The 18,960-nt window shown below is 64.1% G+C and carries 15 protein-coding genes and 1 pseudogene; 8 read left to right on the top strand and 8 right to left on the bottom strand.

Annotated elements, in window-relative coordinates; genetic code table 11:
- From BAUR9175_RS12375 to BAUR9175_RS12350, 6 genes are all read right to left on the bottom strand, one after another.
- Positions 1 to 401: SipW-dependent-type signal peptide-containing protein (locus BAUR9175_RS12375; protein ID WP_180959241.1), on the bottom strand; the 401-nt coding region annotated here is incomplete at its 3' end.
- 95 nt (positions 402 to 496) lie between these two features.
- Positions 497 to 1,888: a signal peptidase I gene (locus tag BAUR9175_RS12370; protein ID WP_257944332.1), complete on the bottom strand. Its 1,392-nt coding sequence runs from the start codon at positions 1,886 to 1,888 to the stop codon at positions 497 to 499.
- Entirely contained in the window at positions 1,885 to 2,598 is a 714-nt protein-coding gene (locus tag BAUR9175_RS12365) for a SipW-dependent-type signal peptide-containing protein (protein ID WP_257944331.1), read from the bottom strand. The genes BAUR9175_RS12370 and BAUR9175_RS12365 overlap by 4 nt, the downstream gene beginning before the upstream one ends.
- A gap of 35 nt (positions 2,599 to 2,633) precedes the next feature.
- Positions 2,634 to 3,245 (bottom strand): SipW-dependent-type signal peptide-containing protein, encoded by a 612-nt coding sequence (locus BAUR9175_RS12360; protein ID WP_009881628.1) that lies wholly within the window; start codon positions 3,243 to 3,245, stop codon positions 2,634 to 2,636.
- 251 nt (positions 3,246 to 3,496) lie between these two features.
- Positions 3,497 to 3,721, bottom strand: coding sequence for a sulfurtransferase TusA family protein (locus tag BAUR9175_RS12355; RefSeq protein WP_009881627.1), 225 nt, complete (start codon positions 3,719 to 3,721; stop codon positions 3,497 to 3,499).
- Positions 3,718 to 4,785: a YeeE/YedE family protein gene (locus BAUR9175_RS12350; RefSeq protein ID WP_101583955.1), complete on the bottom strand. Its 1,068-nt coding sequence runs from the start codon at positions 4,783 to 4,785 to the stop codon at positions 3,718 to 3,720. The genes BAUR9175_RS12355 and BAUR9175_RS12350 overlap by 4 nt, the downstream gene beginning before the upstream one ends.
- Positions 4,786 to 5,065: 280 nt before the next feature.
- Between BAUR9175_RS12350 and BAUR9175_RS12345 the strand changes: the two genes are divergently transcribed.
- The 7 genes from BAUR9175_RS12345 to BAUR9175_RS12315 all read left to right on the top strand — a co-directional run bounded on the left by BAUR9175_RS12345 (position 5,066) and on the right by BAUR9175_RS12315 (position 13,471).
- Positions 5,066 to 6,250 (top strand): 4-hydroxybenzoate 3-monooxygenase, encoded by a 1,185-nt coding sequence (locus BAUR9175_RS12345; protein WP_069599552.1) that lies wholly within the window; start codon positions 5,066 to 5,068, stop codon positions 6,248 to 6,250.
- A 65-nt stretch (positions 6,251 to 6,315) separates the two neighbouring features.
- A complete protein-coding gene (gene pcaH / locus BAUR9175_RS12340; protein WP_101583953.1) occupies positions 6,316 to 7,116 on the top strand; it encodes a protocatechuate 3,4-dioxygenase subunit beta in 801 nt (266 codons plus the stop codon).
- The gene (gene pcaG, locus BAUR9175_RS12335; RefSeq protein WP_009881622.1) at positions 7,109 to 7,681 is read left to right on the top strand and encodes a protocatechuate 3,4-dioxygenase subunit alpha; all 573 of its coding nucleotides are present in this window, start codon (positions 7,109 to 7,111) and stop codon (positions 7,679 to 7,681) included. Before pcaH ends, pcaG begins: the two co-directional genes overlap by 8 nt.
- Positions 7,682 to 7,735: 54 nt before the next feature.
- On the top strand, positions 7,736 to 9,139 hold the full coding sequence (locus BAUR9175_RS12330; protein WP_009881621.1) for a lyase family protein: 1,404 nt from the start codon (positions 7,736 to 7,738) through the stop codon (positions 9,137 to 9,139).
- Between the two features lie 6 nt (positions 9,140 to 9,145).
- Positions 9,146 to 10,444 carry a bifunctional 3-oxoadipate enol-lactonase/4-carboxymuconolactone decarboxylase PcaDC gene (pcaDC, locus tag BAUR9175_RS20030; RefSeq protein WP_096160329.1) on the top strand — a complete coding sequence of 433 codons (1,299 nt, stop codon included), beginning with the start codon at positions 9,146 to 9,148 and terminating at the stop codon, positions 10,442 to 10,444.
- Positions 10,445 to 10,614: 170 nt separating this feature from the next.
- Positions 10,615 to 11,817 carry an MFS transporter gene (locus BAUR9175_RS12320; protein ID WP_069599550.1) on the top strand — a complete coding sequence of 401 codons (1,203 nt, stop codon included), beginning with the start codon at positions 10,615 to 10,617 and terminating at the stop codon, positions 11,815 to 11,817.
- A 244-nt stretch (positions 11,818 to 12,061) separates the two neighbouring features.
- Positions 12,062 to 13,471 carry an MFS transporter gene (locus BAUR9175_RS12315; protein WP_164743221.1) on the top strand — a complete coding sequence of 470 codons (1,410 nt, stop codon included), beginning with the start codon at positions 12,062 to 12,064 and terminating at the stop codon, positions 13,469 to 13,471.
- Between the two features lie 161 nt (positions 13,472 to 13,632).
- On the opposite strand, the pseudogene BAUR9175_RS12310 reads toward BAUR9175_RS12315, so the two are convergent.
- Positions 13,633 to 14,076, bottom strand: a pseudogene (locus BAUR9175_RS12310) (proline racemase family protein); the annotation flags it as partial.
- A gap of 6 nt (positions 14,077 to 14,082) precedes the next feature.
- The gene (locus BAUR9175_RS12305; RefSeq protein WP_096162249.1) at positions 14,083 to 16,944 is read right to left on the bottom strand and encodes an aminotransferase class I/II-fold pyridoxal phosphate-dependent enzyme; all 2,862 of its coding nucleotides are present in this window, start codon (positions 16,942 to 16,944) and stop codon (positions 14,083 to 14,085) included.
- A gap of 109 nt (positions 16,945 to 17,053) precedes the next feature.
- On the opposite strand from BAUR9175_RS12305, the gene BAUR9175_RS12300 reads away from it, so the two are divergent.
- Entirely contained in the window at positions 17,054 to 18,838 is a 1,785-nt protein-coding gene (locus BAUR9175_RS12300; protein ID WP_257944330.1) for a thiamine pyrophosphate-dependent enzyme, read from the top strand.
- The last annotated feature ends 122 nt before the right edge of the window (positions 18,839 to 18,960 follow it).

Raw genomic sequence — 18,960 nt, 5'->3', positions numbered from 1 at the left:
GTCAGCCATCGTGGGATGCCTTTCGTGAGGTTCTTGGCGGAACTACTAGCGGGATCCCACGATGGTTCTTCACATTTTTGGGGGTGAAGTCCCTGGTGGGAATGCCACCACTCTATGGGACTCACCCCTCGCGACTTGTAGACATAGCTATTCTCAGTGATCGTGCGACTTCCACTGTCTCCGATCAGCGACGGCTGCCAAGACACGACATACTCGATCGCAACATCGTCAGGAACATCTGGCCGATCCCAATCAAGCTGTACTTCAGTTTTCAGCAACAAAGGCAACAGACCATCGTCGCTATCTATACATTTGAGATTCTGAACAGGCTGAATTTTCCCAGCCGTAAACGCCCCTGTCGCCTCATCCTCGTCGGTCCACGCAGCCAAAGTCGAGTGCACGCCGGATAGTCCAAGCACGATCATGACGAGTAAGAGCCCTGCGAAGAAAGCCTGAATTCGGCGTTTCTGCTTCGGCCTCTGCCTACTAGCGCGACTCATAGCTTCCTCCGGCTTCTGGTTCTGGCGATGACAATAGATCCTGTCGCGATGAGCGCGCAGGCAAGCAATAGGATCCACAGCCATCCTTCGATTCCGGTTCGCGGGAGATCGCCTGGTGCATCGGGGGCATCAGGACCGCCTGGAACGTCTGGATCACCGGGGCCCAGCGAGACTTCTTCCCCTTGGCCGATCGCAGTGAGTCGCACGCTGCTTCGCTGTCCGGCGACCGCCTCGGCGTGGGCGCTTTGCGCCAGGGTGACAGTCACTTGCACTCGACGCTTCTCGTCACTGGGCATGTCGAGAAGTGGCCGATTATTCTCGGGAGCTGCGCCGAGTGCACTGAGTGTGGTTTGGTGGATCAGCTCTTCGCCGCCGCCGGCGCACTTGTTCATCGACACGATCTCTGTACAAGCCCGGACGTCGACGAGCAGTTCGTCGGCGATTGCTTTTGTCAGCTGCCCAGAGCCGATCTCCAATTCCACTGTCCCTGGCTCCGGGGCATCTGCCCAGACGTCGACTGTCCAGTACGCTGAGGCACCGGGGCTGAGATTGAGCATTCTCGACTCGTCACCGACAGCACGCATGCGCAGGTACTGGCCGCGGGCTTCGGCGGCGGTGTTGGTTGTGGCGGTGTCGCTTGCGGTGGTTGAAGCAGCCGCGATCATCGAGGACGTTGGCTCGAGTGCTGGGAACGGACCACTGCTCGTTGCCAACAAGAGTGCGGCAATGGGAAGCGCGATGGCATGCTTCGGTGAGCGAGTTACAGCTGATCGGGATTCTTGGTGCAGCGCGGCCGCGGCATTGTCGGGCGCACCCTCAGCCACCTCGGCGACTTCATCACCATCTGCATCTTCCTCACGCCTGGGCCAGAATGCCCAGACCACAAGCAGTGAGGCAGCAATTGTGATGCCGCCAAGCACGAAGGTGTCGCGGAACTGCTGAATGGTCGGCGCCACTCCCGGAATCGAGAACATAACTCTTCGAACGGTGTCCGCTGTGTAGGGCTCGGGGTCCTTCGCCTCGTTCGCATCGCCCTTCATCTCGAAGATGACCTCACCGGACTGAGCATCGGTATCCAGGATCGATGTCACGCGGTGCGTCACGGGCAGAACCTTCTCACCACGGTCGGCGGTGATGATGTCTCCGACTTCCATCTTCTCGGCGGGGATCTCGTGTACGAAGGCGATCGAGCCGGCGGTGATCGTCGGGCTCATAGATCCGGTGCGGAACATCATGATCGACACGTTGAAGACGAAGCTGAGGATAACGAGGACGATACACACACCCCCAAGGGCGGCGAGGATGTTGAGCAACGCGGCGCCAAGCCACGAGGCCAGGCCTTTCTTGCCTGATGTGCGCGAACTGTGCGATCGCTTCTGGGCCATCATGATTTCTCAGTCGGAACGGACTCGGCGAAGAACTTCCAGGTCTTCGAGGCTTCGGTGCCCTGCGCGGTGGTCGGTGTGCTCGACGGAAGGGTGACCTCAAAGCAGTACGCTATCACTGACTCAGACGCTCTACTGACGGATTGACTTTTTGCGCCGCCAACCTCGGTTTTGAAAGGAATGGTCGACGAAGCACTGCCGTAGACGTAGGTTGGCGAACCGGAAAATGAATTCTCACCGCATTTGAACGAAGTTTCACCATTTGCAGCGAGCGATTCAGTAACTGCGCGATACACAAGCGAATCGACTGTTCCGCCAGATTGGCCATTACCATTTTTGCTAGCCACGCTCAGCTCACCATCCATCGTGGTGTTCGACGTCGTCCGCACGAGCACCGGTGCGTAGACCTTCGAGCCCGGGTACATCCCGCTGGCGTCAAAGGTTGCCTCCGAATTGTTGCTCCAAGCCGAGCCGTCGACAGCCATCTCGATGTTGAACCTGCCAGCTTCGAATGACCCCGAAGCTTCCTCGGTGTCGGTCCAGGCCGCCAACGTTGCCGCTGAACCGATGCCGAAGACCAGACCGCCTGCGAGGACCGCTTTGATGCGGCGGCTGCGCAGACGCCTGCGCTTCTGCTCAAATTCGCGAATCTGCCGTCGACCGTCTGAGCGGGCCTCGGCAGAGACCCGCTCAGACGGATCGGGGCCGCGCAATGGACCCACCGGAAGTCGCACGAAGGTTGGTGTGATTACTCAGCCGAGGTGGCGGTGAACTGCCACTGGGCGTTCGTGTTCTGGCCCTGCGTCAGACTGTCATCGGCAGTGACTTTGAAGCACAGCGTGATAGGTGCCCCCGCGGTCGCATCAGCACCTGCGATGAGGTCGAAGCCCTCAGCGCGGGCGGTGGATCCCAGTGCTGTGTCAGCGGGGACGATCGAGGTGCCGGTTGCGTCTGCGCTGCAGGCGCCAGCATTGGCCACGCTGACGATCTCGTAGGTCAGCGCCGTCGGGTTGTCGCCGCCTCCCGTAGCGTTTTCGAGCACCACGCTCGCGTCGTAGGAGGTTTCGCCATCGAGGCGAAGAACGAAGGGAGCTGCCACGGTGTCACCGGGAGACATGTTATCGCCACCGGCGAGGTCGAAGTTCAATGATGCAGCGCCGTCGGAGCTCTCATGATCAGTGAAGCTGTCTTCGGCGCCCGTGGTGCTTCCCTGCACGTTGAAGGAACCGGCGCCGAAGGTTCCCTCGGCCCATTCGTTGTCCGTCCAGGCGGCCAGCGTCACGGCAGCTCCGACTCCGAGGACGATACCACCGGCGAGGATGGCCTTGAACTTGCGTGAGCGCGTCGTCGACTGCGTCATTCTGACTCCTTGAAAAGGCACGTAAGTGCACAGATCACCCGCTTTGGTGACTTGATCATGATCATATGATTACTTTTCGATTAAAGCCATTAATCACAGTTGTGCTTTTAGCCACAGAAGAATACTTTTAAATAACATTCCGGGAATTACGCGAAAACTCAACTACGCAGCAACAAAGGCGGCCCTGCGTATTCGCAGAGCCGCCTTTCCAGCGGGGATGCTCGGGTAGCCGAGGGGAGGACTGCGGCCGTTCAGGCCTTCCGCACGGTGATCGTCCAGCTGGCATCGCCGGTGCGATCGAAGTGGGTCACGGGATAGCCGTTCTCCGCTGCCCACTGAGGAATCGCCTCGGTGGCTTGAGTGCAATCGAAGTTGATGACGAGCTCATCGCCGTTGTCCATTCCGCCGATCGCGTCCTTGGCCTCGACCAAGGGGAAGGGGCAGACAAGACCGTTTGTTTCCAATACCTGTTTCATACACTCCTGCTTTCTGCGGGCTGCGCGGCACCTGTCCGCGCTCCTGACTTGATGGTGAACTTCGCGGCGACTCCTGCGCCGACGATCATGAAGAAGGTTGCGACCCAGCCCTGGTACTCGAACTGTGCAGTCGAGACCATGGCGTTGCCGACCGTGCAGCCGCCGGCGATTGCAGCACCGACGCCCATGCCGACTCCGCCGAAGATGGACTTGACCACGGTCGCCTGATCGGGGACCCGGATCCGGAACTCGCCGGAGGCCTTGGCCGCGATGAACGAGCCGATGAGAATGCCGATGAGAATGCCGATGACAAGCATGACGCCCCAGTCAACGAGCGAAGCATCGCCGGTGCCCAAGAATGTGGTGAGATTCGCCGAGGGCGTCGTGATGCCCAGGCCGGAGTTGCGTCCGGTCGCAGCCGAGAGCGGCCACGCGATCGTCGCGATGATGCCGATGACCACGGCAGTGACGAACGGGTTCCAGCGCTTCTCCGTGAGGATGTGGGCCAGGCCCTTCTTCAACGGCGGCAGGGTCGCGACGGGGGTGGCGGTCTTCTTGTTGTGATGCACGGTGACCGCGATGGCCACAGCCGAGATAATCGCGACGAAGACCCACGGGTTCAGCCCTGTCGACGCCTGGAGTGTGCCGCTCTCGATCGTGATCGAGCGCAGCCCCTCCGTCACCGAGGTGAGCGGACCGTTCTTCATCACCGCAGATGTCAGCGCATAGAAGATCAGAGCGAACCAGCTGCCGACCAGGCCCTCACCGGCTCGGTAGTAGGTGCCGGTGGCACATCCGCCGGCGAGCACCATGGCAAAGCCGAAGATGAGGCCGCCGATGATCGAGGCCAGCCACGGGAACGGCGAGGCCTCCAAGGTGATGACGCCGAGCCCATTGAGCAGGAACAGCCCGATCGAGTGCACGGCGATAAGAAGGATGAGCGCCGAGAACCATCGCGTGTTCCCGGTCAGAGTGAGATCACGGAAGGCTCCGGTCACGCAGAAGCGTCCTCGCTGGAGGACGAATCCGAGTGCCAGGCCGACGATCAGGCCGGTGATGATCATTCATGAGCTTTCTGTTTGTAGGCAGCTGACTGCCGTGACGATTCGCGTATGTGTTGAGCTAAAACTCACACGGGTGGGCCGAAAAGAACGCCCTACCCGCACATCACGAACACAACATCCCATGTTGTGCTCAACAATCCGACTCACCGTCAACATCTCCGCCGCAATCCCCGTCAATCCGCGGTCCGCCCGCCGATCAATCTCATTCATTGATAACATCCTCGCCTTGTGTCAGTGACTGGGCGCACACTGAGAGGACGAATAAGGCAAGGAGGCCCAGGTGCCAGAATTTCAGACCGACGTCGCGATCGTCGGAGCAGGTCCGGCCGGGCTGCTGCTCGCCCACACCCTGCACAACGCAGGAATCGATTCCGTCGTCATCGACAATCGCAGCCGCGACGACATCGCCCACACTCATCGGGCAGGCATCCTCGAAGCCGGTTCCGTGCGCATGCTCGAGGCCGAGGGCATCGAGTCCCGCGTGCATACTGCCGGCCACCGCCACGACGGCATCGACATCCGCGTCGACGGCGTCAGCCACTCCTTCGACTTCCCGAGCCTCATCGGCGAATCCGTGTGGCTCTACCCGCAGAACGAGATCTTCGTCGATCTCTCAGCGGCCCGCGAACGCACCGGACGCCCCACCTTCTACTCGGTCACCGACACCGCACTCGGCGATATCGAAACCGAACGCCCGTGGGTGAGTGCGACGACCGAGGACGGTGAAGAACTGACAATCAGCGCCCGCTACGTCGTCGGCTCCGACGGCTCCCGTGGCCCCTGCCGGTCAATGATTCCCGCAGACACGAAGCAGCGCTTCTTCCAAGAATATCCCTTCGCCTGGTTCGGCATCCTCTGCGAGGCCCCACCCAGCCACGAGGTCCTCATCTACTCCCGCTCCGAACGCGGCTTCGCACTGATCTCCCAGCGCAGCGAGAACGTCCAGCGCATGTACTTCCAAACCTCCCCCGACACCGAGGTGGCCGATTGGTCCGATGACCGCATCTGGTCAGAGCTGCAGGCTCGGGTCGATGGACCCGACGGTTTCGCGCTCAAGACCGGTGCGATCATCGACAAGAACATCCTGCCCTTCCGCTCGGCCGTGACCGAGCCGATGCAGCACGGCTCCCTGTTCCTCGCCGGCGACAGCGCCCACACCGTTCCCCCGACCGGGGCGAAGGGCCTCAACCTCGCGTTCGCCGACGTGTCCGTGCTGGCCCCGGCGCTGATCTCGGCACTCAAGGACTCCGACGCCGAGGCGCTGGCCGGGTATTCGCGCACCGCAACCAAACGTGTGTGGAAGGCGCAGAACTTCTCCTACCAGATGACCCGGATGCTCCACTCCGACCCCAGCCAGGATGCGTTCGAAACGAAGCGCAGCCTCGGCGAGCTCAATTCGATCCTCGAATCCGAGCACGGCAGGCGCTACCTCGCCGAGTGCTACACGGGTTGGCCCAAGGGCTGATCCGCTCACTGAACGAATCAGAAGCACCACAACGACATTGCAGCACCGAGAAGAAAGGATTGACCATGGGTGCACAGAAACTCTCCGGCCCGGACGATGCGGCCGAGTCACAACAGACACTGTCTGCCGAGATCGAGACGATCGAGACCGAACACAAGAACGCAGTCGCAGCAGGGAAGCCGGCGGAAACGCAGCCGCGCCTGGACTACCCGCCGTACCGGTCCTCGATTCTGCGGCATCCGACGAAGGACCCCAGGCACACTGACCCGGAGACGATTGAACTCCTCTCCCCCGCCTTCGGCCATCGTGACTTAGCGAACCTCGAATCCGATCTGACCATCCAGGCCGGCGGGGAACCGATCGGTGAACGCATCAAGGTCACCGGCCGTATCCTCGATGGCGACGGCCGTCCCGTGCGCAATCAGCTCGTTGAGATCTGGCAGGCCAATTCCGCCGGACGCTATATCCACAAGCGCGATCAGCACCCAGCCCCGATCGACCCGAACTTCACCGGCGTCGGCCGCACCCTGACCGGCGACGACGGCTCCTACTCGTTCACCACGATCAAGCCGGGCCCCTACCCATGGAAGAACCACCACAACGCGTGGCGGCCGGCCCACATCCACTTCTCGCTCTTCGGCACCGAGTTCACCCAGCGCATGATCACCCAGATGTACTTCCCCAGTGATCCGCTGTTCGCCCTCGACCCGATCTACCAGTCGATCACGGACCAGAAGGCCCGCGACCGCCTCGTCGCCACCTACGATCACAACGTCACCGAGCACGAATTCCTCATGGGCTACAACTGGGACATCGTGCTCACCGGAGCCAACCGCACCTGGATGGAAGAAGAGGACGATGACTGACCAGAAGCTCACCGCAACACCCGGCCAGACCGTCGGACCCTTCTACGGCTATGCTATGCCGTGGCCCGGCGACAACGAACTCGTTCCCCCAGCCAAGGACGGAGCAGTCCAGCTCCACGGCTACGTCTACGACGGGGCAGGCGCTCCCGTACCCGATGCGATCCTCGAGATCTGGCAGCCCGATGGCAACGGCGACGTCTCCCGCAATTCGGGATCGCTGCGCCGCGACGGCTTCACCTTCACCGGCTTCGGCCGTAACGCCGTGGATCCAGAGGGACGCTTCGTCTTCTCCACGCTCAATCCTGGCCCCACGGAGGCCGGCAAGGCTCCGTTCATCAGTGTTGTCGTCTTCGCCCGCGGGCTGCTCAACAGGCTCTTCACCAGGATCTATCTCCCCGAGGACACCGCAGCGCTGACGGCCGATCCGCTGCTGTCTTCCCTCGATGAAGCCGACAGGAATCGTCTCATCGCCACCCGTGAGGCTGACGGATCGCTGCGTTTCGACATACGGTTGCAGGGTGAGGACGAGACCCCGTTCCTGCGGTTCCCCAGTCACGAAGACTGAGGAGGGTCGCACTGGCTACTCAACCGCGACCGCTGCGGCTGGAGAGGACACACAATGACTGACACCGTTGCCCATACGCGCCTCCTGTTCGCCCCGGGCGATCTGCGAGGCGCCGAGGCCATCGACGATGTCGCCCTCGTGTCCGCACTCGGCGATGTGGAGACGGCATGGATCAACGCTCAGGCTCATGCCGGGCTGATCTCCGCCGACGCCCGCGCCGAGGCGGTGGAGGCAATCGCAGCCACCACCAGGTCGCTCTTGGCTGACTCTGCCGAACTGGAGACGTTGGCCGCTGACGCCGAATCCGGCGGCAACCCGGTCATTCCCTTCCTCAAAGCCGTGCGTTCACCACTCGGTGAGGATGCATCCCGTGCCCTGCACAAGGGCCTGACCAGTCAGGACGTCATGGACTCGGCCCTCGGGCTGCTCATGGCCCGCGTCGCCCGTCAGACTCATGCACGCCTCGACGTCATCGCCGAGCTGCTCGTCGGCCTCTCCGAGGCCCATGCCGACACTGTGTGCCTGGCCCGCACCCTGACTCAGCCCGCGCTGCCGACGACTTTCGGGCTCAAAATCGCGTCCTGGGCCGCCGAAGTTCACGAGGTCCAGAGCCTGACCCCGCGCATAGACTACGTTCAGGTCGGTGGAGCTGCCGGGACCAGGGCCGCAATCCGCGAGTTCGCCGGGACTCAGACCGAGACGCTGCTCCGTGAGTTCCATGTGCAGCTGCGCGGGCCCGATGCCGCGCTGACCAGCATTCCCGTGCCCTGGCACACCGACCGCGTCCGGGTCCTCAACTGGGCCTCCCACCTCACCCAATGCGTGACGGTCGGGGCCTCGATCGCCCGCGATGTGCTCATCGGCACCCGCCCTGAGGTCGGCGAACTGGCCCTGGCCGCAACCGGCGGGTCCTCGGCGATGCCGCAGAAGCTCAACCCCACTTCGGCGGTGCTGCTCCACCGCAACGGCATGCGCGCTCCCGGGCTCATGGCCACATTGACCTCGACCGCCGCGGAGGCGATCGAGGAGCGCTCCGACGGAGCCTGGCACGCCGAATGGCCTGCCTTGTCCGAGCTCATGGGCCTGGCGGTCTCGTCTCTCATCATGCTGCAGACGATGGTCGAGGGCCTGAGCGTCAACCCCGAGGCGATGCGGAAGAACGTGGACGCAGCCAGCCCAGGCATCTTTGCCGAACGCCTCAACATCGCCTTCGGCGACCGACTGTCGAAGGCCGAGGTTCAGGAGATCATCAACCCTGGTGGTGTCCCTGTTGCCGCACTCACAGCGGCCTTGGAGAAGCACCCGACTGAGGACGAGGAGACACTCGACCTGGCTGGCTTCTTCTCTCCCGAGAACTACCTCGGCGACGCCGAGGACATTCGACAGTCCATCATCGCCACCATCAACGGACCCGAGCCCGTCTCCCCGGGCCTCCTCCCCTTCGCCTCGAGAAAGTGACCTGACGTGGAACTCACCGCAACAATCCTTGCAGCACCAACTGCACCTGCCGCCGCAAACCCGCGCGTCCTCATCGTCCTGCCCTCGCTGGGCACCTCGGTGGGTGCACTGTGGCAGTCCGCTGCCACCCACCTCGGCGAGGTGGACCCGGCGACGACGATCATCGGCATCGACCTGCCGGGCCACGGCCGTTCGGCACCGGTCGACGTCTCTGCGGGGACGTCGGAGTATCCGCAGCTGACGATGAGCGACCTCGCCGAGGCGGTCCTGGCCACCATCGACCGGGTCCTGCCCGACGTGGCCGGTTCCGCTGACGCGAGCGCCGCCAGCATCAGCGTGGCCGGTGACTCGATCGGTGGTGCGATCGCACTGCAGCTGGCCCTTGACCACGGTGATCGCTTCGACCGCGCCGCCGTGTTCTGCACCGGCGCGAAGATCGGAGAGCCCAGCGGCTGGCTCGAACGCGCCGAGGTCGTCGCCACCTCGGGCACGCCCACGCAGGTCACCGGGTCGGCCCAGCGCTGGTTCGGTGAGGGCTTCATGGATCGCGAACCAGAGGCCTCGGCCGCTCTGCTGCATTCCCTGCAGGACGCGGACCGCTTCTCCTACGCCGCGCTCTGCCACGCTCTGGCCTCCTACGACGTCCGCTCTCGCCTGGCCGAGATCACCCTGCCGGTGCTCGCTGTGGCCGGGTCCGAGGATCAGCCGACTCCGCCGACCAAGCTCGCAGAGATCGCCAACGGCGTCTCCGGTGCCCTCCTCGAGGTCATCGAGGGTGCGGCCCACCTCGTGCCTGCCGAAGCACCGGCCGTCGCCGCGGGACTGCTCCACGAATTCCTGAATCCCGACGCTGCAGGGGCCACCGGCACCGGTGAGCAGAACTCGGCAACACTGCCGACGGCCTCCGGTCCCCGCGAAGCCAGCCGGGACGAGGTTCGTGAGGCGGGAATGACCGTGCGCCGTCAGGTCCTCTCCGATGCCCACGTCGATCGCGCGAATGCGAAGGTCGATGACTTCACCGCCGACTTCCAGGACCTCATCACCCGCTACGCCTGGGGTGAGATCTGGACCCGTCCGGGCCTGGAGAAGCGCATGCGATCAGCCATCACGCTCACGGCCATGATCGCCGGCGGCCACGAGGCCGAGCTCGCGATGCACGTCAAGGCAGCGGTGCGCAACGGTCTTACCCGCGACGAGATCAAGGAAGTCCTGCTCCAGTCGGCCATCTACTGCTCGGTGCCGAGTGCGAACACCGCGTTCTCCGTGGCTTCGCAGGCGCTGGCTGAGATGGACGACGAGGGCTGAAACTTCAGCGTCTGAGCTGATGCTGTTCGGATGGTCACATTATGTCTCTGGGGCTATCGGTGGTCAGCGCTGGGCAATAGGCTTGTTCGGTTGCGGTGATTCGCTCGGTTGCGTCTGCGACCGCGCGAGCCGCAGCTGATCACACCACTCACTTCGCCCGAAGGGACTTCATGAGCGACGCCCCAGTGTCCCGCCGAGTCTACAAATTCGCCGTCTTCGCGCTTGCGATCGGCGCTTTTGCCATCGGTGTGACCGAGTTCGCCACGATGGGTCTGCTGCCCCACATCGCCCGCGAACTCGGCATCACCGTGCCCCAGGCGGGCCATGCCGTGTCGTTCTATGCCATCGGCGTCGTCGTGGGCGCACCGCTGATCACCACGATCGCCGCGCACATGGACCGCAAGCTCCTGCTGCTGTGCCTCATGGGACTCTTCGCCCTCGGCAATCTCGCCTCGATGCTCGCCCCCGACGCGACCCTGTTCAACATCGCCCGCTTCTTCAGCGGTCTCCCCCACGGCGCCTACCTGGGCGTCGGCGCCATCGTCGCGTCCTCGCTCGTGGCACCCCACCGTCGCGGCCGAGCCATGGCCCGCGTCATGCTGGGCCTGACGATCGCGAATATCGTCGGCGTGCCGATCGCCACGGCACTGGGCAACATGTTCGGCTGGCGCAGCGCCTACGCACTCGTCGCAGCGCTCGGCGTCCTCACCGTCATCATGGTCGCCGTCGCTGTGCCGAAGGTGAAGCTTGCCGGGGTGCCCTCGGCTCGCGGTGAGATGAAGGCCCTGGGCCGCCAGCAGATCATCCTCACCCTCGTCGCCGGGTCTGTCGGCTTCGGCGGCATGTTCGCCGTCTACACCTACGTCACTCCGACCATGACCGATGTCGCCGGGGTTCCCCAGGTCGCGATCCCCTGGGTCCTGGCCGTCTACGGCCTGGGTATGACCGCCGGCTCCCTCATCGCCGGCCCCCTCGTCGACAAGTCCATCGAACGCTCGGGCATCGGCGGCATGATCCTCTCCGCGATCGTGCTCGCCGCCTTCGGCGCCTTCACCCACATCGCCGCGATCGCGATCATCGCGCTCTTCCTCATCGGCATCGCCGGCTCCATGATCACCACGGCCCTGCAGATGCGCCTGCTGCGCGACTCCCACGACGCCCCGAGCCTGTCCGCGGCCATGAACCACGCCGCGTTCAACCTCGCCAACGCCCTCGGCGCCTGGCTCGGCGGCATCGTCATCACCGCGGGCCTGGGCTACCGCGCCCCGGCATGGGTGGGCGTGGGCCTGTGCCTGCTCGGACTCATCGTCCTCATCATCGCCATCGCCCTGCGCCGAGGTGACGCCTCCAACCGCTCGACCGTCGAGGTCTGAGGTCTGAGGCCTGCCCAGGTCGGGCAAACGAGTTGTGCAGATCACTCGGACATACAAGTAATCTCAGCTTCTGAAACCTGCGGGTCGCACCTGATGAGACAGGAGTAGTGTCGAGCAGTCGTCGTTCACCCCTGTGTCCGGCGACCTTCATCTGACACGAGCACCATCCGCCCGTGCCTTCGTATCTCGACAACAGCGGAGCACAAAAGAAATGTCCACCGATACCCAGCCGGGCTCCCCGAACATGCAGCCCGGACCCGAGTCCGAGTCCGATGTCATCGCGGCGACTCGGAAGAACAACACCCGAGGCAAGGTTCTCACCGCCTCGATGGTCGGCACCACGATCGAATTCTTCGACTTCTACGCCTATGCGACAGCCTCGTCACTGGTGTTCCCGGCCCTCTTCTTCCCCAACCAGACATCGACGACCCAGCTGCTGAGCTCGTTCGCGATCTTCGGCGTCGCCTTCGTCGCCCGCCCCCTGGGCTCCATCATCTTCGGCCACTTCGGCGACCGCATCGGACGCAAGAAGACACTCATCGCCTCCCTGCTCATCATGGGCATCGGCACCTTCCTCATCGGCCTCCTCCCGACTGCGAGCACTCCGGGCTGGGTCGTACTCGCCCCGCTGCTCCTCGTCCTCCTGCGCTTCTGCCAAGGCGTCGGCCTCGGCGGCGAATGGTCAGGTGCGGCACTGCTGGCCACCGAGAACGCCCCGAAGGGCAAACGCGCCATCTGGGGAACCTTCCCACAGCTGGGCGCCCCGGTCGGCTTCATCATCGCCAACCTGCTCTTCGTCGGACTCAACAAGTGGACCTCCCCCGAGGCGTTCCTCGCCTGGGGCTGGCGCATTCCGTTCCTGCTCTCGGCGCTCCTCGTCGCCGTCGGCCTCTACGTTCGCATGTCCCTGATGGAGACTCCCGCCTTCCAGCTGGTTTCCCAGAAGCAGCAGATCTCCAAGGCCCCGCTCGCCACTGTCTTCAAGACGAGCTGGAAGCCGCTGATCCTCGGCACCTTCATCATGTTCGCGACCTACGTGATCTTCTACTTCATGACCGCGTTCACCCTCACCTACGGCACCTCACCGGCGACCACGGATCAGGCGAAGACCGCCGCCGAGGCGGCCGGCACGAGCTTCGATCCCGCCGGGTTCGTCGCAGGGCTGGGGTACACGAAGAGTGAGTTCCTCACCTACCTCATCATCGGCGTCGTGTTCTTCGGCATCTTCACCGTGGTCTCCGGACCACTGGCCGAGAAGCTGGGCCGTCGAAAGATGCTCATGGGAGTTACGGTTCTCATCGCCGCCTATGGTCTCGTCGTCAATGTGCTGTTCAATGCCGGAACCCCAGGCGTCATCATCGCCCTGATCGTCGGCTTCATCCTCATGGGGCTGACCTTCGGGCCGATGGCCGCGTACCTGCCGGAGCTGTTCCCCGCCAATGTCCGCTATACGGGCTCGGCGATCTCCTACAACATGTCCAGCGTCATCGGTGCAGGTCCGGCGCCGTTCGTCATGGTGGCCCTGTGGCAGGCCGAAGGTGGAACGATCTTCTACTGCGGCCTCTACATCATCGGGGCTGCGATCCTCACGCTCATCGCCCTGTTCCTGGCCAAGGACACCTCTGACCTCGACATGGAGGCTCAGCTGAGCTGAGACGTCCGGCGTCTCGATCCTCGGGCCCGGCCCCAGCGCCGGTACATGCCCTAGGATCGAGACGAGGACAGCCGGCTCACCCAGGAGGACGACCATGGCACTTCCGCCGCACCTGCAACCCTTGATCGGCACTTGGCGGGGCACCGGATCCAGGCATGAGCGTAGGAGGGGACGTTGACGATGGTCACCGATTCGGCTCGACCATCACGGACAGCCACCTCGGCGACGATGAGCCCGATGGGCGTGTCCAAACGGATGCGCGTCACCGGCTCTTCCACTCTCACCATGCCGGTCTCCACAAGCACGGTGGCCACGGCGATGGTGCCGGCGCCGCACATCGGGAGCACACCGGTGACCTCGATGAACAGCACGCCCCAATCGGCATCGGAGCGCGTCGGCGGCTGCAGGATCGCCCCGGAGAGCCAGCCGTTGCCGCGGGGTTCGCACATGAGGAAGGTGCGCAGGTCATCGGAGTTGGCGATGAACCAGTCCCGGCGCTCGGCCATCGTGGCCCCGGGGAAGGCACCGACTCCCCCGGTGACGACCCGCACCGGCAGACCCTCGGTGTGGGATTCGACGGTCTGGATGAGTCGATTCGTGCGCATGTTCGCCTACTTCTTCGCCTCGAGCCGATCCTTCGGGAGGATGACACGGTAGCCCAGCCGAGCGTCGTAGCCGTGGATCTCCCTGGTGTCGAGGGCAGCCATGAAGTCGAGCACCTCGGCGGTGATGATCTGACCGGGCACGAGCACGGGGAATCCCGGCGGGTAGGGCGTGACGAACCCGGCAGAGACCGGCTGGTCCCCGGACTCGACCCGACGGCCCAGCTCCTCCGGGAGGACGTGTTCGATGTTCCAGCGGCGCAGTCCCGCGTAGTAGGCGGTGCGCAGGTCCCCGTCGGGCAGCTGCTTCGACGGATCCTCAGCCGGCACCTCGGCGGCGTAGGCCGGGGCGAAGGCGCTGAAGTCCGGCAGCGGAGGCATGATCTCGGCCGGCTCGTCGAGGGAGTATTCGGCCTGGAGTTCGTGCGGGTCGTTGAACTTCTCGGCCATCTTCACGAGGACCTCGATGAGGTAGGCCACGGCCGAGCGTGACGTGCCGATGTTCGTCATGAACAGCACTGTGTTGCGGCTCGTCTTGTTGACCTGGATGCCGTAGCGGTCCATGAGGAAGTCGTGTTTGAAGGTGTCCCCGTCGACTCCGGTGCCGCTGATCTCAATGGTGATGCGGCTGGGATCGACGACGAACTCGTCGGTCGTCCACGCATGCCAGAACGTCGCCAGACCATCGCGCAGAGGCATCGTGCGCTCTGTCTGCCGGTACTCCTCGGGGATGAGGTCGGCCGCGGTGAGCACACGGAAGGTCTTCTTCAGCAGCGGATGGCGCGAAACGGCGGAGGCCAGGCTCATCGCCAGGTCCAGCTGCTTCTGTACGAGGGCGAAGCCCTCCATCTCGACCTGCCGGCGACCGAGATCCAAGGACGCGAGGATCTGGTAGTTCGGTGAGGTCGAGGTGTGCGTCATATACGCCTCGTGGAACGACTCCTCCGCTCCGTGGGAGAACTCCTGGTCATAGACGTGGATCATCGAACCCTGACGCAGCGAGGTCAGCGTCTTGTGCGTCGACTGGGTCGCGTACACGCGCAGGACCGCGTCCGGCGGCGGGAGCAGCGACTCGTTCAGCCACACCTCGTCGGGGGCTGGTTCACCGGTCTGGGCATCGAAGAGCCGTGTCTGCTGATCCCGATACGCCGTGGCGTGGGCGTCGGTGGCCAGACGGTCTTCCAAGTGTTCGGCGGCGACCATGGCGGTGCGCTTGCGGGTGACCGGGTGGAAGCGGGCGAAGGCGAACCACGCCTCGTCCCACAGAAACACGAGATCGGACTTGATCGCCAAGCACTCGGCCATGACCTTCTCCGGGTCGTAGACGATTCCGTCGAAGGTGCAGTTGGTCAGCGTGATCATTCGCACCTCGTCGAGGCGACCGGCTGCCCGGTAGTCCAGCAGCAGCTGTTTGATCCGATTCAGCGGCACTGCACCGTAGAAGGCGACGTCGTTGAGCGGGTAGGCCTCGAGGTAGGCGGTCCTGGCGCCCGTGAGCATGAGGGCGTGGTGGTGGGACTTGTGGCAGTTGCGGTCGACCATGACGACCTCGTCGGGTGAGACGACGGCCTGATGGACGATCTTGTTCGCCGTCGACGTTCCGTTGGTGACGAAGTAGGTCCGCTTGGCGCCGAAGGCTCGCGCGGCCAGGGACTGCGCCTTCTTGATGGTGCCGACCGGTGCAAGCAGGGAGTCGAGTTCGCCCGAAGTGGCGCTCGTCTCGGCGAGCAGCAGATTGAGTCCGTAGAAGTCGACGAAGTCGCTGATCCACTTCGACCCCACGACCGAACCTCCGCGAGAGACCGGAAGGGCGTGGAAGACGCCGGCAGGGCGACGTGCGTGCTCCCGGATCGCGGTGAAGAACGGTGTGTCATAGAGGTGCTGGACGCGGCGCAGCAGCGACAGATGCAGTTCGAACTGGTCCTCACGGCGAAAGACGCGCCGGAACCGATGAGTCAGCGCACCAGCCAGGTTCTCAATGTGGGCTCCGGCCATCAGGTAGAGATCAAGTTCCGGGCGCAGACCGGCCAGAGTATCGGCCAGACGCAGCACACGACGGACCGAGTTGAGTGGGCTCATCGGAGTCGTGGGAGACGTAGCCGTGCCCTCATGGGCGAGCGCAACGGTACTGCGCAGGTCGCGACTGAGCACCTCACGGGTGTGGTCGGTGAAGCCGGGGCGGATGACGCAGGCGAGCAGATTCGGATTCGTCAGCGCCGCGACGACCGCATCATCGGCGGTCGGGACGATGACGTAGTCGTAGATGAACTGGTCGGAGGCATTGCGCAGCTTGAGCAGGTCCGTGTGCAGCTCATCGCGGCCGCCCTCGGTGGTCTCATCGACGATGAGGACCTCGAAACGGGGGCGCGGGTCCTGCCGGTCCTTGTGTTCGGCACGCTCATCCTCATTGAGATGGTCATCATCGGCGACATCGGGGACCGTGGTCCCACGCAGCCGGTTGACGGCCCGTGTGATCATGTCGTGGGCCTTGTCGAACTCACCGTTGGAGAGCAGCTCGGCGATGTCCTCGACATAGCGCTGACCGAATCCGCCCCAGTACAGTTCGATCGTCTTCAGCGAGCGCAGCGAGCGCCAGACCTCACCGTCGGCGGCGATCATCGAGAAGTCCCCGCCGCTGATGGCCAGGCGCTTGATCGCGAACTTCAGGTACTCCCACGCGTCCGAGCGAAGGCGCCAGGTGCTCGCAGGCATCCCCGGGTCGCGTTCGAGCTGGGACTGCTTGGGCCGAGACCGGAATCCGCTCTCCGACTCTCCGGAGTCCAACCGCTTTCGGGGTGTCCCTCCGGCGGCTGACGGTCCAGGCATGAATGCTGCCTGTGCCGAATATTCGTCGGAGTCGGTGCCGGTCATACTTGAGCCTCCTGGCGATGAAGTGTCTCGTTGTCGAGCGATCCCTGCGGAATCCGTTGTGCCAAGATCATACGGTGTCCGACGACCGAATGTTCAAGAGTCTGCCCACATGAGACAAAAGAATGATAAGCATGAAGCCATGGACAACTCAGCGCCACTCTCCGCCGGCCATCTCCTCGTCAAGGAGCTCGAAGCCCACGGTGTCCAGCGTTCCTACCTGGTCCCGGGCGAGTCCTACCTCGACGTGCTCGACGGCCTCCACGACTCGACCATCACCCCCATTGTCTGCCGTCAGGAGGGCGGAGCCGGCTACATGGCAGTGGCCGAGGGCCGCATGACAGGTGTCCCCGGGATCGCCATGGTCACCCGCGGCCCCGGAGCCTCGAACGTCATGGTCTCCATCCACACAGCCTTTCAGGATGCGACGCCGCTGGTCGTCTTCGTCGGCCTCATCCCCACCGCTCAGCGTGGCCGTGAGTCCTTCCAGGAGTTCGACCTGAGCGGCTGGTTCTCGACCACCACGAAGAAGGTGCTGACCCTCGATGACCCGGACAAGGCCGCCGAGGTGGTCGCCGATGCCATGCACACGGCCGTGACCGGCCGGCCCGGTCCCGTCGTCGTGGGTCTGCCCGAGGAGATCCTCGTGAAGGCCAGCAGCGGCACAGTCCTGCCCCCGCGCACGCATGGTTCGGCTGCCCCGTATGCCGGTGACGTCACCGAGCTGCGGGCCCGCATCCTGCAGGCCGACCGGCCCGTCCTCATCATCGGCGGGGAGGACTGGTCACCGGTGACCTCGCGGCGCATCGCCCAATGGTCACGCGACCGAGGCCTCGGCGTCATCGGGACCTTCCGCGCCTACGACGGCGTCGACCACGACTCCCCCAACTTCCTCGGCATCCTCGGCTTCGGTGCATCCGAGGTCGCGAAGAGGACCTTCGCCGAGGCTGACCTGCATATCTTCCTCGGCTGTGTCCGCACCGATGTGGCCACCAACGGCTTCACCATCGGCACCGACGCGAAAACCGTCGTCATCGGCCCCGATGCCGATGCCCACGGGCACTTCGGAAGCCTCGACCAGCACATCGTGACTCCGGTGAACCGATTTGCCCAGGCCCTATTCACAGAAGACGGTGCCCGCGCCTACTCGGTGTCCTCCGACGGGTCAATCGATGAGCCTGCCACCGGCGATGAGCACCTGGCCGACAACGACGAGCCCGTGCCGCTGCCCGAGTGGATCCGCGATGCCCGCTCCGAACTCGAGGAGTGGAGGGTGCCGGTCACCGGTGGAGCCACCTCGGCGAACTCCGGTTCTGGTGCGGGCTCCGGCTCAGGCGATGACGGCGACGGCTTCGTCGACATGGATGAGGCCTTTGTCCATGTGAAGGAGCTGTTGCCGGACAACGCGATCATCACCTACGGGGCCGGGAACTTCTCCGGCTGGGCGACCAGGTTCCTGCCCACGCACGGGTTCCCCTCGGCGCTGGGACCACGGAACGGGTCGATGGGCTTCGGCCTCCCGGCCGCCGTCGCCGCCGGCCTCGTCCATCCCGAGAGGCCTGTGTTCTGCATCGCCGGGGACGGGGACTTCCTGATGAACGGTCAGGAGCTGGCAACCGCCGCCCAATACGGGGTGAACCTGACCGTCGTCGTCAACGACAACTCTGTCTATGGGACGATCCTCGGTCACCAGGATCGCGAGTATCCGGGCCGCGCAACAGGCACGTCCCTGTCCAGTCCCGATTTCGCGGCCCTGGCCACGGCCTTCGGCGGTATGGGGTTGACAGTCGAACGCACGGAGGACTTCCGGGATGCCTTCGAGAAGGCACTGGCTCACAAGGGTCCTGCGCTCGTCCGCTGTCTCACCGACCCCGCGATCCGCGGAGCCCGGGTGTGAGCGGGCCGATGCGCTCCCTCCTACCGGCTGCACAGCCACGGACCCAACGGTTGGTGACTTCTGGTCGAAAATTCGCTTCGGATCGACCAGGAGTTACCAACTGTTGGGCGCTGGGACCGCGT

The sequence above is a fragment of the Brevibacterium aurantiacum genome (assembly GCF_900169065.1).
GTDB lineage: Bacteria > Actinomycetota > Actinomycetes > Actinomycetales > Brevibacteriaceae > Brevibacterium > Brevibacterium aurantiacum.
This window is presented reverse-complemented; position numbering and strand designations above follow the sequence as displayed.